Source organism: Streptomyces sp. TE5632, from assembly GCF_054061295.1.
Map to the genome: position 1 here is coordinate 3,025,510 of NZ_JBSSEA010000003.1, position 16,024 is coordinate 3,041,533.

The window sequence follows — 16,024 nt, forward strand, 5'->3', positions numbered from 1 at the left end:
TCATCCGTGGGGCACGCGCGCGTGGTGCTCTCTACCAGTCCGCCGGGTCCCGGCCGTCCACTGCGTAGACCGTGCCGTCGGGGGCGGCGGCGTAGACGTGGCCGTCGGCGAGCACCGGCTCGGGCAACGCGGCGACGACCCGGTCGGAGGCATCCGCCATTCGGGGCCCCGTCTGCCCCACGAGGCGCCCCACCCGCGCATCCACGGCGAGCAGCCGCCCGTCGGGCGCCGTGAGGAAGACATGCCGCGCGTCGGCCACCGGCGCGGAAGTGCGGGCCACACCGGTTTCCAGGCTCCACCGCTGCCGCAGCGCGCCCATGTCGACGGCCACGAGCCTGCCGCCGGCCCCCGTCAGGTGGGCGACGCCCTCGTGCACGGTGCCCTGCACCTGCGCCAGCGGAACGGACAGTGCCACCCGCCGTACCTCCCGGCTGTCCGGCGTGTAGCGGACCAGAGCCTCGGTCTCGCCGTAGACCGGGTCCGCGGAGGTGAGGACGACCGACCCGCCCGTGGTGCCGACCGGCTTCAGCATCCCCGTCAACCGCGCGTCCCACCGCACTTCACCCGTCCGGGGATCGACGGCCGTGACCCGGGTGTGCAAGCCGTCGTCGGACGTGCTCGTGGCGTACGCCAGCGGATCTCCCGCGAACGAGTCGAAGAGCGGGACGCCGTGTCCCGGTATCCGCCCGGTCCACCCCGTGTCGCCCGAGGCGCTGTCCACGCCGGTGACCGTGCCGTCGGCGCCGGTGAGCAGAAGCGTGTCGCCGGCGACGGCCAGGCCGCCGGACTCGGCGGTGTCCTGCCGCCACACCGGCTTCCCCGAGACCGGGTCGAGCGCCGCCGGCCCGTCGCCCTGGCCCGGCGCGGACTGCACGAGACCGCCCGACACGACCGGCGGGCCGCCCGGCGCCGACCGCGCGACGGTGTGCCGCCACAGAGTGCCGCCGTCGTCGGGGTCGAGGGCGAACACCTGCCCCGGCAGGGCGCAGAACAGCCGGCCGGCTCCGTACGAGCACTGCGGGGTGCCCGGCTTCCCCGACGGCGCCACCTCCCACGCCTGGAACGCGGCCGCCGTGGTGCGCACTCCGGTGGTCCGTCTCACCGAAGGTTCGTCGCCGAGCAGTTGGACGGAGAACAGCGTGCCGAAGACGGCGAGGGCGAGCGCCCCGCCCCCGAGCAGCGCCCGCCTGCTCAGCGGAGGCCGCGCGGAGCGCCGGGCCGCCACCTGCCCGGCGGGGGGTTCCTCGGCGTCCGTCCCGGGTCCGGTGTCGGGCCCGGAGCCGGGCTCTGCTGTTTCGGGCTCTTCGGGTTCCGGTTCCGCCTGGTGGCCGGTTACGGCGCCCGTCGAGGCCGTCGGTTCCGTCCGCTGTGCCGGTATGAAGGCCTCGGCCAGGAACGCCCGGGTGTCGTACGAGGCCGCGACGGACCGCAGCTCCCGCATCAGCTCGTCCGGGGAGGGCCGGTCCTCGGGTTCCTTGGCCAGGCAGCGCAGCACCAGCGGGGCGAGTCCGTCCGGCACGCCGGTCAGATCGGGCTCGTCGTGCACGACCTGGTAGGCGACGACGTACGGGCTGTCGGAGTCGAACGGCCCGCGCCCGGTGGCCGCGTGCACCAGGAGCGAACCGAGCGCGAAGATGTCGGCGGAGGGCCCCACTTCACGAGGACGCCGGAACTGCTCGGGCGCCATGAAGGGCGGGGTGCCGATCAACTTCCCCGTCTCGGTCCGCAGTTCGCTGTCCTTTGGCCGAGAGATGCCGAAATCGATGACCTTCGGCCCGTCCTCGGCGAGCAGTACGTTGCTGGGCTTCAGATCGCGGTGCACCACTCCGACGCGGTGGATGTCCCGAAGTCCCTCCGCGAGTCCGGCCATCAGCCTGCGCAACTGGGGCGAGGGCATCGGGCCGTTCCGCTTCACATGCTGGGCGAGGGTCGGTCCGGGGATGAACAGCGTTGCCATCCAGGGCCGTTCGGCCTTCGGGTCGGCGTCGACGACCGGTGCGGTGAAGGCACCGCTCACCCGTCGGGCCGCCGCCACCTCCTGCCGGAAACGCCCTCTGAACTCGCGGTCCCGCGCCAACTCGGCGTGCACGACCTTCACCGCGAGCTTCAGCCCGGACGTACTCCGGGCCAGATGCACCACGCCCATTCCGCCGGAGCCGAGACGCGACTCGAGACGGTAGTGACCGGCGTACTCGGGAAGTTCCGCTTCCGCGCCCGCTTCGACGTTCCGCTGTGGCGCCATGGAACCACCCCCGTGCTGTTCGTCCGCGCGCGCGACGCACGGAGCCTAGTCGATGACACGTACGAGACCGAGGCGGCGTGCCCGCGTCCATGTTCAAACAACGCACAGGTGTGCATGGCGTGATTTCGGGGAATGAACGGGACCCCATGACAGGCATGGGGTGCACAACGGGGGAGGATTTTCATGACGGTTGACCACGTCGGAGAAACAGAGGGTGCCGGCGGGACGAAGTCGGCCGCGGCGGCGGCCGTGCGCTACTACCCGGTCGCGCCGGGCCACCGGCTCAACGTCCGCAGCGGTCCGGGCACGAGCTACGCCATCGTCCGCACGCTGCCGCTGGGCGCGCAGGTGCCGATCTCCTGCCAGCGTCCGGGCACGACCGTCACCGGCCCTTACGGCACGTCGAACATCTGGGACAACATCGGCAACGGTGAGTACGTCTCGGACGCCTACGTGCTGACCGGCAGCGACGGCTACGTGGCCCCGCGCTGCGGCTGACCCCGCCGGGGCCCCTTCGCAGCCCGCCGGGGCCCACCCGGAGCTCGTTCGGGCCCCGCCCGTAGCCCGCCCGGGGCCCGCGGTGCCGCCGGAGCCATAATCTGATGCGTGAGCGCAGAGAACGGCACCCCGGACAGCACCGCGGGCTCCCCGGGAGCCCCGGCGGGCCCCCGCCCCGAGCCCATCCGCTTCTTCGGCACGACCTGGGTCGACCACGACAACGGCTACGCGGCCCGCAGGGTCGGCGTCGCCGTCGGCTCCCTCGCCGCCGCGGCCGTCTCCTGCCTCGCCCTGCGCCTCGCCTACCAGGGCCTTCGGATCGCCGAGGTCGGCGGCTTCGTCGGGATCCTCGCGGTCGGGATGTTCGCGATCTGCAGCGCCCTCGCGTTCGGGCACACCTGGGAGGCGTTCAAGCGCCGCCCCGATCCCGACCGGCAGCGGTCCCTCCGCGGTCTGCTCAGCATCGGCTTCGTCGGCTCCCTCCTCGCCTACTTCTTCCGCTCCCTCACCGAGGCCCCCGGCGAGAAGCTCCACCGCGAGGAGTACCGGACGGCCCGCGAGCAGTACGAGAAGCGGATCTCCCGCCGCTCCGGCAACCCCAGGAAGCGCCGCCGCCCGTAGGGCCCCGACCCGCGGTACGGGACCCGCCCCACCCCCTTCCGGCAACCCCTTCAGACGCGTTCGACGACCTCGACATGCCAGATGTCAGGCGCCGGCGTGTCCCTTCGGCATGCCCGAACCCGCCGAGCCCGCGCCGCCCTCGCCTTCCGCCCGCCGCCGCTTGACGCGTCCCGCTCCCGAGAGGATTATTCATCACATGATGAATTACTCCTCCGGCCCCCCGCGCCCGGACGGCGACACCCCTGCCGTCCGCGCCCAGGACCTCACCGTCGTCCGAGGCCCCCGCACCGTCCTGCACGGCCTCGACTTCACCGTCCCGCGCGGCCAGGTCACCGGCCTCCTCGGCCCCTCCGGCTGCGGCAAGTCGACCCTGATGCGGGCCATCGTCGGCACCCAGGCCAAGGTCACCGGCACCCTGGACGTCCTCGGCCTCCCCGCGGGCCACTCCGCCCTGCGCACCCGCATCGGCTACGTCACCCAGGCGCCCTCGGTCTACGACGACCTGTCGGTCCGGCAGAACCTCGACTACTTCGCCGCGATCCTCGACCCGGGCCGAGCAGCCGCCGACCGCCGCCACGAGAACGTCACCCGGGCCATCGCAGACGTCGACCTCACCGGTCACGCCGACGCCCTCGCCGGAAACCTCTCCGGCGGTCAGCGCAGCCGCGTCTCCCTGGCCGTCGCCCTCCTCGGCACCCCCGAACTGCTGGTCCTCGACGAACCCACGGTCGGCCTCGACCCCGTCCTGCGCCGCGACCTCTGGCAGCTCTTCCACGCCATCGCCGCCGAACGGGGCGCGAGCCTGCTGATCTCCTCCCACGTCATGGACGAGGCCGAGCGCTGCCACCGCCTCCTGCTCATGCGCGCGGGCGAGATCCTCGCCGACGACACCCCCGACGCCCTGCGCACCCGCACCGGCTCCGAAACCGTCGAGGGCGCCTTCCTGCACCTGGTGGACGCGGCGGTCGCGGCAAGCCGCACGAAGGAGACCTCACGATGAGCACCCCCCGTACGACCGCACGCCCCTCCGCCCCGACGAGCGCCCTGAACGCCTCCCGCACCCTCGCCACCGCGGCCCGGGTCCTGCGCCAACTCCGCCACGACCCGCGCACGATCGCACTGATGCTGCTCGTCCCCTGCCTGATGCTGCTCCTGCTCCGCTACGTGTTCGACGGCAGCCCGCGCGTCTTCGACAACATCGGCGCCTCGCTCCTCGGGATCTTCCCGCTGATCACGATGTTCCTGGTCACCTCCATCGCCACCCTGCGCGAACGCACCTCCGGCACCCTCGAACGCCTCCTCGCCATGCCCCTCGGCAAGGGCGACCTGATCGCCGGCTACGCCCTCGCCTTCGGCGCGATCGCGATCGTCCAGTCGGCCCTGGCCACCGGACTGGCGGTCTGGTTCCTGGGGCTCGACGTCGTCGGCAGCCCGTGGCTGCTCCTCCTGGTGGCCCTGCTCGACGCCCTCCTCGGCACGGCCCTCGGTCTCTTCGTCTCGGCCTTCGCGGCCTCGGAATTCCAGGCGGTCCAGTTCATGCCGGCAGTGATCTTCCCCCAGCTCCTCCTCTGCGGACTCTTCACCGCACGCGACGACATGCACCCCGTCCTCGAGGGCATCTCCGACGTCCTCCCCATGTCCTACGCCGTGGACGGCATGAACGAGGTCCTCATGCACACCGACATGACCACCGCCTTCGTACGCGACGTCCTGATCGTCACCGGCTGCGCCCTGTTCGTACTCGCCCTGGGCGCGGCGACCCTGCGACGCAGGACGGCCTGACACCACGGGCCGCCCACCCGGGCGGCCCCCTGAACCGGTCGTCCGGCCGTCCGCCCACCGGACACCACCCCGCCCCCGGGCCACCCGAGTGCGAGGATGAACCAGGACGACGCGCACACCCCGGAAGGCACCCCCAGCCATGGCTCAGAAAGTCGCAGTCCTCGGCACCGGCAAGATCGGTGAGGCCCTGCTCAGCGGAATGATCCGCGGCGGCTGGCCCCCCGCCGACCTCCTGGTCACCGCCCGCCGCCAGGAACGGGCCGACGAGCTCCGAGCCCGCCACGGAGTCACCCCGGTCTCCAACCTCGAAGCCGCCAAGACCGCCGACACCCTGATCCTCACGGTCAAACCGCAGGACATGGCAGCCCTCCTCGTCGAACTCGCCCCGCACGTCCCCGCCGACCGTCTCGTCATCAGCGGCGCCGCCGGTATCCCCACCTCCTTCTACGAGGAACGCCTCGCCGCCGGTACCCCGGTGGTGCGCGTCATGACCAACACCCCCGCTCTGGTCGACGAGGCCATGTCGGTCATCTCCGCCGGCAGCCACGCCACCCCCGAACACGTCGCCCACGCCGAGGAGATCTTCGGTTCCGTCGGCAAGACCCTCCGCGTCCCGGAATCCCAGCAGGACGCCTGCACCGCCCTCTCCGGCTCCGGCCCGGCGTACTTCTTCTACCTGGTCGAAGCCATGACCGACGCCGGCATCCTGCTCGGCTTGCCCCGCGACAAGGCCCACGACCTGATCGTCCAGTCCGCGATCGGCGCCGCGACCATGCTCCGCGACAGCGGCGAACACCCCGTGAGGCTCCGCGAGAACGTCACCTCCCCGGCCGGCACCACCATCAACGCCATCCGCGAGCTCGAGAACCACGGCGTACGGGCCGCCCTCATCGCCGCCCTCGAAGCAGCCCGCGACCGCAGCCGCGAACTGGCCTCCGGCACCAAGGACTGAGGCCCCGGGGCCCTGGTGGTCACCCCACTGCGGCCAGTACATCCTTCGACGCCACCACGCGTGCGAAACCGCCCCCGTGCAGAGTGACCGCCGACGCCTGCGCCACCTCGTCGGCGGTGCGGCGCCAGCCGAACGGACCCGTCACGTCGAAGGTGTACGTAGCGTCGAACACGACCACCACGTCGTAGCCGAGGTTCCCGCCCATCCTGGCCGTCGTCTCCACGCACATGTTGGTCTGGATCCCGACCAGTACCACCTGCGAGATGCCTTCAGCCCTCAGCCAGGCGCCGAGATCCGGGGTGCCGTAGAACGCCGAGTTCACGCTCTTGGTCACCAGCAGCTCAGCGCCCTCACCTCCCTTCCCGCGCCGCGCCGCAGTTCCACGTACTCCTTGAACCCGTTTCCCGGCTGCCCCGGACGCAGGGGTGATCCCGGCTCACCCGAGTCGTGCCGCACGAACACCACCGGCCGCCCCGACGCCTGCCACACGTCGATGAGCGCGGCGATGTTCTCGTCGGCCCCGGGGTTGTTCCGCGGCCCCCAGAAGCCCAGCTCCTCGAAGCCCTTCTGCACGTCCACGACCACCAGCGCCGCGTTCTCCGCAATATTCATGGCCCCGATCGTGCCGCCTTCCGTACCCCCCTCCCAGAGGTGCGGAAGCCATTGATCGACGACATACCGCCAGACCTGCCGGCCGCCCCTGCCCCCGGGAGCAGGCCGATCGCCCGATGGGCGGCGTCCACGGCCGGCCGAGCCATGCCCCTCCACACAGCCGGGGCCCGCGCACAACTCCCTGTACTTCTCCCGCAGCGGCCGCGAGGGGCGGATCGGGGCGCGAGTTGACATGCTCCGGCGTGATCCGTACTGTTCTCCGAGTTGTCCGACGTGAGCACCGACTCCGGTCGGTCCCCGGGCAGCCATTCCGCAAGCACCACCACTGCTCGACGACAGGCTTCTGTCTGCCGTCATGTCATTGGTGTGCGTATTCGCGGAATGAGGAATCCGCGTTCGAAAGGGCGCAGGCCCCCGATTAGCTCGGGAGTCAGGAATCCGCTAGAGTCTCACTCGTCGGAACGGCCCAACGGCCGGAAAGACAAACCCCGCTGACTGGGGGTCAGGTCGAAGAGAAGGATCTGATAGAGTCGGACCCGCCGGAAAGGGAAGCGCGAAAAGCGTACACCTGGAAAGCGAAACCCCGAGGAAACCGGATCGGAAAGATCTGATAGAGTCGGAAACGCAGGACCGAAGGGAAGCGCCCGGAGGAAAACCCGCGAGGGTGAGTACAAAGGAAGCGACCGTTCCTTGAGAACTCAACAGCGTGCCAAAAATCAACGCCAGATATGTTGATACCCCGTCTCCGGCCCCCAGGGCCGGGACGAGGTTCCTTTGAAAAAACACAGCGAGGACGCTGTGAACCGCCGGATCATTCCTCCGGCGGTTCCGCTCCCGTGTGTGTCACCGGGACACCCCGGAAGCATTCACGGAGAGTTTGATCCTGGCTCAGGACGAACGCTGGCGGCGTGCTTAACACATGCAAGTCGAACGATGAACCACCTCGGTGGGGATTAGTGGCGAACGGGTGAGTAACACGTGGGCAATCTGCCCCTCACTTCGGGACAAGCCCTGGAAACGGGGTCTAATACCGGATGACACCCCCGCCCGCATGGGCGGGGGTTGAAAGCTCCGGCGGTGAGGGATGAGCCCGCGGCCTATCAGCTGGTTGGTGAGGTAACGGCTCACCAAGGCGACGACGGGTAGCCGGCCTGAGAGGGCGACCGGCCACACTGGGACTGAGACACGGCCCAGACTCCTACGGGAGGCAGCAGTGGGGAATATTGCACAATGGGCGCAAGCCTGATGCAGCGACGCCGCGTGAGGGACGACGGCCTTCGGGTTGTAAACCTCTTTCAGCAGGGAAGAAGCGCAAGTGACGGTACCTGCAGAAGAAGCGCCGGCTAACTACGTGCCAGCAGCCGCGGTAATACGTAGGGCGCGAGCGTTGTCCGGAATTATTGGGCGTAAAGAGCTCGTAGGCGGCCTGTCGCGTCAATTGTGAAAGCCCGGGGCTCAACCCCGGGTCTGCAGTCGATACGGGCAGGCTAGAGTTCGGTAGGGGAGATCGGAATTCCTGGTGTAGCGGTGAAATGCGCAGATATCAGGAGGAACACCGGTGGCGAAGGCGGATCTCTGGGCCGACACTGACGCTGAGGAGCGAAAGCGTGGGGAGCGAACAGGATTAGATACCCTGGTAGTCCACGCCGTAAACGGTGGGAACTAGGTGTTGGCGACATTCCACGTCGTCGGTGCCGCAGCTAACGCATTAAGTTCCCCGCCTGGGGAGTACGGCCGCAAGGCTAAAACTCAAAGGAATTGACGGGGGCCCGCACAAGCGGCGGAGCATGTGGCTTAATTCGACGCAACGCGAAGAACCTTACCAAGGCTTGACATACACCGGAAACGCCCGGAGACGGGCGCCCCCTTGTGGTCGGTGTACAGGTGGTGCATGGCTGTCGTCAGCTCGTGTCGTGAGATGTTGGGTTAAGTCCCGCAACGAGCGCAACCCTTGTCCTGTGTTGCCAGCAGGCCCCTCGGGGTGCTGGGGACTCACGGGAGACCGCCGGGGTCAACTCGGAGGAAGGTGGGGACGACGTCAAGTCATCATGCCCCTTATGTCTTGGGCTGCACACGTGCTACAATGGCCGGTACAATGAGCTGCGATACCGCAAGGTGGAGCGAATCTCAAAAAGCCGGTCTCAGTTCGGATTGGGGTCTGCAACTCGACCCCATGAAGTCGGAGTCGCTAGTAATCGCAGATCAGCATCGCTGCGGTGAATACGTTCCCGGGCCTTGTACACACCGCCCGTCACGTCACGAAAGTCGGTAACACCCGAAGCCGGTGGCCCAACCCCTCGTGGGAGGGAGCCGTCGAAGGTGGGACTGGCGATTGGGACGAAGTCGTAACAAGGTAGCCGTACCGGAAGGTGCGGCTGGATCACCTCCTTTCTAAGGAGCACTTCTCACCCGGACCTGTCCGGGTCAGGGGCCAGAACACCGGCGCACGTCCGGTGCTGGTTGCTCATGGGTGGAACGTTGATTATTCGGCCGGTTGTTCCGGGCCGGAGGCCTGCGAGTACTGCCCCTTCCGGGGGCGTGGAAAGCATGATCTTCGGACGGGAACCGGCCGGGCACGCTGTTGGGTGTCTGAGGGCACGGCCGCACGGCCTGTCTCTCGGTGCCGGCCCCGGTACAGCACCGCGCACGCGGTGCGTGACGGGTGGTCGGTCGTTGTTTGAGAACTGCACAGTGGACGCGAGCATCTGTGGCCAAGTTTTTAAGGGCGCACGGTGGATGCCTTGGCACCAGGAACCGATGAAGGACGTGGGAGGCCACGATAGGCCCCGGGGAGCCGTCAACCAGGCTGTGATCCGGGGGTGTCCGAATGGGGAAACCCGGCAGTCGTCATGGGCTGTCACCCACTGCTGAACACATAGGCAGTGCGGAGGGAACGCGGGGAAGTGAAACATCTCAGTACCCGCAGGAAGAGAAAACAACCGTGATTCCGGGAGTAGTGGCGAGCGAAACCGGATGAGGCCAAACCGCATGCGTGCAAGACCCGGCAGGGGTTGCGCATGCGGGGTTGTGGGATCTCTCGGTCATGGTCTGCCGGCCATGAGACGAGTCAGAAACCGCTGGCGTAGACGAAGGACATGCGAAAGGTCCGGCGCAGAGGGTAAGACCCCCGTAGTCGAAACGTCAGCGGCTCGTTGGAGAGACACCCAAGTAGCACGGGGCCCGAGAAATCCCGTGTGAATCCGGCGGGACCACCCGCCAAGCCTAAATATTCCCTGGTGACCGATAGCGGACAGTACCGTGAGGGAATGGTGAAAAGTACCGCGGGAGCGGAGTGAAATAGTACCTGAAACCGTGTGCCTACAAGCCGTGGGAGCGTCGCGCGGGGATTCGTCCCCGCGTCGTGACTGCGTGCCTTTTGAAGAATGAGCCTGCGAGTTTGCGGTGTGTTGCGAGGTTAACCCGGGTGGGGAAGCCGTAGCGAAAGCGAGTCCGAACAGGGCGCCCCAGTAGCACGCTCAAGACCCGAAGCGGAGTGATCTAGCCATGGGCAGGTTGAAGCGGAGGTAAGACTTCGTGGAGGACCGAACCCACCAGGGTTGAAAACCTGGGGGATGACCTGTGGTTAGGGGTGAAAGGCCAATCAAACTCCGTGATAGCTGGTTCTCCCCGAAATGCATTTAGGTGCAGCGTCGCGTGTTTCTTGCCGGAGGTAGAGCACTGGATAGGCGATGGGCCCTACCGGGTTACTGACCTTAGCCAAACTCCGAATGCCGGTAAGTGAGAGCGCGGCAGTGAGACCGTGGGGGATAAGCTCCATGGTCGAGAGGGAAACAGCCCAGAGCATCGACTAAGGCCCCCAAGCGTACGCTAAGTGGGAAAGGATGTGGAGTCGCACAGACAACCAGGAGGTTGGCTTAGAAGCAGCCATCCTTGAAAGAGTGCGTAATAGCTCACTGGTCTAGTGATTCCGCGCCGACAATGTAGCGGGGCTCAAGCGTACCGCCGAAGTCGTGTCATTGCGATATGTGCCCCCAACGGGGATCGTGATGGGTAGGGGAGCGTCGTGTGCCGGGTGAAGCAGCCGCGGAAGCGAGTTGTGGACGGTTCACGAGTGAGAATGCAGGCATGAGTAGCGATACACACGTGAGAAACGTGTGCGCCGATTGACCAAGGGTTCCTGGGTCAAGCTGATCTGCCCAGGGTAAGTCGGGACCTAAGGCGAGGCCGACAGGCGTAGTCGATGGACAACCGGTTGATATTCCGGTACCCGCTGTGAAGCGACAGACATCGAACCAGGCGATGCTAAGTCCGTGAAGCCGCCCCGGATCCTTCGGGTGAAGGGGAGTGGTGGAGCCGACGGACCAGACCTGCAGTAGGTGAGTGATGGGGTGACGCAGGAAGGCAGTCCAGCCCGGGCGGTGGTTGTCCCGGGGTAAGGGTGTAGGACGTCAGGCAGGCAAATCCGCCTGACACGTAGTCTGAGACCCGATGCCGAGCCGATTGTGGTGAAGTGGACGATCCTATGCTGTCGAGAAAAGCCTCTAGCGAGTTTCATGGCGGCCCGTACCCCAAACCGACTCAGGTGGTCAGGTAGAGAATACCGAGGCGTTCGGGTGAACTATGGTTAAGGAACTCGGCAAAATGCCCCCGTAACTTCGGGAGAAGGGGGGCCATCACCGGTGATCCGATTTACTCGGTGAGCTGGGGGTGGCCGCAGAGACCAGCGAGAAGCGACTGTTTACTAAAAACACAGGTCCGTGCGAAGCCGTAAGGCGAGGTATACGGACTGACGCCTGCCCGGTGCTGGAACGTTAAGGGGACCGGTCAGTCACTCTTCGGGGTGGCGAAGCTGAGAACTTAAGCGCCAGTAAACGGCGGTGGTAACTATAACCATCCTAAGGTAGCGAAATTCCTTGTCGGGTAAGTTCCGACCTGCACGAATGGCGTAACGACTTCTCGACTGTCTCAACCATAGGCCCGGTGAAATTGCACTACGAGTAAAGATGCTCGTTTCGCGCAGCAGGACGGAAAGACCCCGGGACCTTTACTACAGTTTGATATTGGTGTTCGGTTCGGCTTGTGTAGGATAGCTGGGAGACCGTGAAGCCGCCACGCCAGTGGTGGTGGAGTCGTCGTTGAAATACCAGTCTGGTCGTGCTGGATGTCTAACCTGGGTCCGTGATCCGGATCAGGGACAGTGTCTGATGGGTAGTTTAACTGGGGCGGTTGCCTCCTAAAGGGTAACGGAGGCGCCCAAAGGTTCCCTCAGCCTGGTTGGCAATCAGGTGGTGAGTGTAAGTGCACAAGGGAGCTTGACTGTGAGACCGACGGGTCGAGCAGGGACGAAAGTCGGGACTAGTGATCCGGCGGTGGCTTGTGGAAGCGCCGTCGCTCAACGGATAAAAGGTACCCCGGGGATAACAGGCTGATCTTCCCCAAGAGTCCATATCGACGGGATGGTTTGGCACCTCGATGTCGGCTCGTCGCATCCTGGGGCTGGAGTCGGTCCCAAGGGTTGGGCTGTTCGCCCATTAAAGCGGTACGCGAGCTGGGTTTAGAACGTCGTGAGACAGTTCGGTCCCTATCCGCTGCGCGCGCAGGAGTCTTGAGAAGGGCTGTCCCTAGTACGAGAGGACCGGGACGGACGAACCTCTGGTGTGCCAGTTGTTCTGCCAAGGGCATGGCTGGTTGGCTACGTTCGGGAGGGATAACCGCTGAAAGCATCTAAGCGGGAAGCCTGCTTCGAGATGAGGGCTCCCACCCACTTGATGGGGTAAGGCTCCCAGTAGACGACTGGGTTGATAGGCCGGATATGGAAGCGCCGTAAGGTGTGGAGTTGACCGGTACTAATAGGCCGAGGGCTTGTCCTCAGTTGCTCGCGTCCACTGTGTTGGTTCTGAAACCACGAACGACCCCACGCCCGTGCCTGTGGTGTGGTGCGGTTGAGTGTTTCATAGTGTTTCGGTGGTCATAGCGTGGGGGAAACGCCCGGTCACATTCCGAACCCGGAAGCTAAGCCCCAGAGCGCCGATGGTACTGCAGGGGGGACCCTGTGGGAGAGTAGGACGCCGCCGAACAAATTGTGGGAGAGCCCCGCACCGATATGGTGCGGGGCTTTCTGCATTTAAGGTCGAGGTTATGCACTATGACCTGGTCATTTTTGACAACGACGGTGTCCTCGTCGACAGCGAGCCCATTTCCAACCGGCTGCTGGCCGGCTATCTCACCGAGCTCGGGCATCCGACGTCGTACGAGGACTCCATCCACGACTACATGGGATCCGCCATGCATCGGGTGCACGACCTGGTGGAGCAGAGGACCGGGCAGCGGTTGCCGGCCGACTTCGACGACGTGTTCCACGCCCGTGTCTTCGCCGCGTTCGAGCGGGAGTTGAAGCCGATCACCGGTGCCGTGGACGTACTGGAGCGGCTGGCCGCCGACGGTGTGCCGTACTGTGTCGCCTCGTCCGGGAGCCATGAGCGGATCCGGGTGGGGCACCGCACGACCGGGCTGGACCGGTGGTTCGACGACGAGCGGATCTTCAGCTCGCAGGATGTGGGACGGGGCAAGCCGGAACCGGACCTCTTCCTGCACACGGCCGAGCGGATGGGTGTCGCACCGGAGCGGTGTGTCGTGGTCGAGGACAGCCCTCTCGGCGTCCAGGCCGCGGTCGCGGCCGGGATGGACGTGTACGGGTTCGCCTCGATGACGCCGGCCGAGAAGCTCGCCGGGGCCACTCGACTCTTCGCCGACATGCGGGAGTTGACGGAACTGCTCCGCTGAAACCGAGCGGAATTCATCTTTGGCCGGACCTACCCACCAGTACACCGGGGCCCTACGCTCGCCGCCATGACTGATGTGCTGCGGCGCGGCAGGGCCTCGTTGGCGTTCGGCTTCCTCGTGCAGGGCGTCGCCTTCGCTCTGCTCGTGACGCGGATTCCGGCCATCCAGAACCGGTACGGGGTCTCCGACGCGTTGCTGCCGGTTTTTCTCGCCGCGGTGCCCGTCCTGGCCGGTATCGGGAGTGTGACGACGGAACGGCTGGTGCGGCGGGTGCCGGCGAGCCGGGTGCTGCGGTGGTCGCAGCCGGTCGTGCTGCTGGCGCTGCTCGGGGTCGGGGCCGGGGAGCAACTGGCCGGGCTGGCTGTGTCGCTGGCCGCGTTCGGGCTGGCGGTGGGGGCGCTGGACGCCTCGATGAACATGTTGGGGGTGAGTCTGCAGCGGGCGTACGGGCGCAGCATCATGCTGAGTTTCCACGCCGCCTACAGCCTGGGCGGGATCGCCGGGGCGTCGCTCGCATGGGTGGGGGCGCACTGGCAGTTGGCGCTGTGGGTGTCGTATCTGCCGGTCGTGCTGGTGCTGATGCCGGCGGTGCTGGTCGGGAGCCGGTGGTACGTCGACGGTGAGGGCAGCGGGCACGACGGGGACGGCGTGCCCGTGACGGAGGCGGCGGTGAGAGCCGGGGGCGCGGGTGGGGCCGTCACCTTCAAGCTGCTGTTGCCGCTGTGTGTGGTGATGACGGTGGCGTACATCGGGGACTCGACGGTCTCGAACTGGAGCGCGAAGTACCTCCAGGACGTGCTGGGGAGTTCGGAGCAGTCGGCGACCGTTCCGTACAACGTCTACATGGTCACCACGCTGCTGGGGCGGACACTCGGCGACTTCGGGGTGCGGCGGTTCGGGGCCGTGGGGGTGGTGCGGGCCGGGGCGCTGTCGGCGGCGGCGGGGTTCGCCGTGGTGGCCGGGGCGCCCGGGGCGTGGGTGGGGATGCTGGGGTTCACACTGCTGGGGCTGGGGCTCTGTGTGCTGGTGCCGCAGACCTTCGCGGCGGCGGGCCGGCGCGCTTTCGCGCAGGGCGGCCCGGGGGCCTCGGACGCGGCCGTGGCACGCCTCAACGTCTTCAACTATGTGGGGTTCCTGATCGGTTCCCCGTTGGTCGGGGTGCTCGGGGACGCCTGGAGTTATCGCGGGGCGATGCTCGTGCCGATGGTTTTGGTGCTGGTGACATTGGTGTACGCCAGGTCGTTCGCGCCCGAACCGGACCGGTACGGTGGCGGGCATGAGCGGCCGCACACAGCTGATGTGGGACGAGGCAGTAACGGGTTATGACTTCGGCCGGGACCATCCGATGGACCCGGTGCGGCTCGCGCTGACCCGGAGCCTGGTGGGCGCGTTCGGGCTGGACCGCGAGGTGGCGGTGGTCGCCGCGAAGACGGCCGGGGACTCGACGCTGCGGCTGGTGCACCGCGAGGACTACATCCGTGCGGTGCGGGTGGCCTCGGCGGACCCGGCGGCGGCGGACCCGTCGTACGGACTGGGGACGATGGACGATCCCGCCTTCACCGGGATGCACGAGGTGTCGGCGCTGATCGCGGGGCAGTCGGTGGGCGCGGCGGAGGCGGTGTGGCGCGGGGACGCGCTGCACGCGGTGAACTTCGCCGGCGGACTGCACCACGCGATGCCGGGGGCGGCCTCGGGTTTCTGCGTGTACAACGACGCCGCGCTGGCCATCGCCCGGCTCCTGGAACTGGGGGCCGAGCGCGTCGCGTACGTGGACGTCGACGTGCATCACGGGGACGGCGTGCAGGCGGCGTTCTGGGAGGACCCGCGGGTGCTGACGGTGTCGTTGCACGAGCACCCCCGGACGCTGTTCCCGCAGACCGGATGGCCGGAGGAGACGGGGGCGGACAGCGCGGAGGGCAGCGCGGTCAATGTGGCCCTGCCGGCCGGGACCGGGGACGCGGGATGGCTGCGGGCGTTCCACGCAGTGGTGCCGGAGCTGCTCGAGGACTTCCGGCCGCAGGTGCTGGTGACCCAGCACGGCGCCGACACGCACTTCGAGGATCCGCTGGCGCATCTGGCGGTGTCGCTGGACGCGCAGCGCGCGGTGCAGGTGGCGTGCCACGAGCTGGCACACGAGCACGCCGAAGGGCGCTGGGTGGCCCTGGGCGGTGGCGGGTACGCGGTGGTGGAGGTCGTGCCGCGGTCCTGGACCCATCTGGTGGCGATCGCGGCCGAGCGACCGGTGGATCCGGCGACGGTGATCCCCGAGAGCTGGCGGCAGGAGGTGTACGCCCGGACCCGGCAACTGGGTCCGGCGCGGATGACCGACGGCCGGTGGCCCGTGTCCTGGGCGCCCTGGGAGGCCGGCTACGACCCGGCGGACCGGCTGGACCAGGCGGTCCTGGCGACTCGCCGAGCGGCGTTCCCGCTGCGGGGGCTGCTGGCGTGAACGGGCCGGAGCCGGGCTCCGCGGCCCGGCTCTGAAGCGGGTTCCGCTCGGGGCTCTTACGCCAACCGTGCGGTGTTTCCCGTTTCCCGGGGCGCCCGGGCTCCGGGTCGCGCACCATCGCTCC

9 protein-coding genes, 3 rRNA genes and 1 pseudogene are annotated in these 16,024 nt (G+C 67.5%); 11 read left to right on the forward strand and 2 right to left on the reverse strand.

All coding sequences use genetic code 11. The features are described 5' to 3' along the window. Window positions 1-31 precede the first annotated feature (31 nt). Window positions 32-2,242, reverse strand: a complete 2,211-nt coding sequence (locus tag ACVW19_RS19045) for a serine/threonine-protein kinase (protein WP_457460548.1) — start codon at window positions 2,240-2,242, stop codon at window positions 32-34. Window positions 2,243-2,425: 183 nt separating this feature from the next. Here ACVW19_RS19045 and ACVW19_RS19050 point away from each other — a divergent pair, with 183 nt between their 5' ends. From ACVW19_RS19050 to proC, 5 genes are all read left to right on the forward strand, one after another. Beyond that, the gene (locus ACVW19_RS19050) at window positions 2,426-2,740 is read left to right on the forward strand and encodes an SH3 domain-containing protein (protein WP_457460549.1); all 315 of its coding nucleotides are present in this window, start codon (window positions 2,426-2,428) and stop codon (window positions 2,738-2,740) included. Window positions 2,741-2,848: 108 nt separating this feature from the next. Further along, the gene (locus ACVW19_RS19055; RefSeq protein WP_457460550.1) at window positions 2,849-3,361 is read left to right on the forward strand and encodes an EamA/RhaT family transporter; all 513 of its coding nucleotides are present in this window, start codon (window positions 2,849-2,851) and stop codon (window positions 3,359-3,361) included. A 196-nt stretch (window positions 3,362-3,557) separates the two neighbouring features. Beyond that, window positions 3,558-4,361 carry an ABC transporter ATP-binding protein gene (locus tag ACVW19_RS19060; protein ID WP_457460551.1) on the forward strand — a complete coding sequence of 268 codons (804 nt, stop codon included), beginning with the start codon at window positions 3,558-3,560 and terminating at the stop codon, window positions 4,359-4,361. Further along, entirely contained in the window at window positions 4,358-5,143 is a 786-nt protein-coding gene (locus ACVW19_RS19065) for an ABC transporter permease (protein WP_457460552.1), read from the forward strand. Before ACVW19_RS19060 ends, ACVW19_RS19065 begins: the two co-directional genes overlap by 4 nt. A 139-nt stretch (window positions 5,144-5,282) precedes the next feature. Further along, window positions 5,283-6,095 carry a pyrroline-5-carboxylate reductase gene (proC, locus tag ACVW19_RS19070; RefSeq protein WP_457460553.1) on the forward strand — a complete coding sequence of 271 codons (813 nt, stop codon included), beginning with the start codon at window positions 5,283-5,285 and terminating at the stop codon, window positions 6,093-6,095. A gap of 19 nt (window positions 6,096-6,114) precedes the next feature. Here proC and ACVW19_RS19075 read toward each other — a convergent pair. Beyond that, window positions 6,115-6,707, reverse strand: a pseudogene (locus ACVW19_RS19075) (cysteine hydrolase family protein). Window positions 6,708-7,572: 865 nt separating this feature from the next. Between ACVW19_RS19075 and ACVW19_RS19080 the strand changes: the two are divergent. From ACVW19_RS19080 to ACVW19_RS19105, 6 genes are all read left to right on the forward strand, one after another. Further along, window positions 7,573-9,098 (forward strand): 16S ribosomal RNA (locus ACVW19_RS19080). 318 nt (window positions 9,099-9,416) lie between these two features. After that, window positions 9,417-12,538: ribosomal RNA gene (locus ACVW19_RS19085) — 23S ribosomal RNA — on the forward strand. Between the two features lie 90 nt (window positions 12,539-12,628). Further along, window positions 12,629-12,745, forward strand: a 5S ribosomal RNA gene (gene rrf, locus ACVW19_RS19090). The 16S, 23S and 5S rRNA genes sit together here, the layout of an rRNA operon. A gap of 61 nt (window positions 12,746-12,806) precedes the next feature. Continuing rightward, window positions 12,807-13,451, forward strand: coding sequence for an HAD family hydrolase (locus ACVW19_RS19095; RefSeq protein ID WP_457460554.1), 645 nt, complete (start codon window positions 12,807-12,809; stop codon window positions 13,449-13,451). A 66-nt stretch (window positions 13,452-13,517) separates the two neighbouring features. Beyond that, window positions 13,518-14,777 carry an MFS transporter gene (locus tag ACVW19_RS19100; RefSeq protein ID WP_457460555.1) on the forward strand — a complete coding sequence of 420 codons (1,260 nt, stop codon included), beginning with the start codon at window positions 13,518-13,520 and terminating at the stop codon, window positions 14,775-14,777. After that, entirely contained in the window at window positions 14,728-15,900 is a 1,173-nt protein-coding gene (locus tag ACVW19_RS19105; RefSeq protein WP_457460556.1) for an acetoin utilization protein AcuC, read from the forward strand. Before ACVW19_RS19100 ends, ACVW19_RS19105 begins: the two co-directional genes overlap by 50 nt. The last annotated feature ends 124 nt before the right edge of the window (window positions 15,901-16,024 follow it).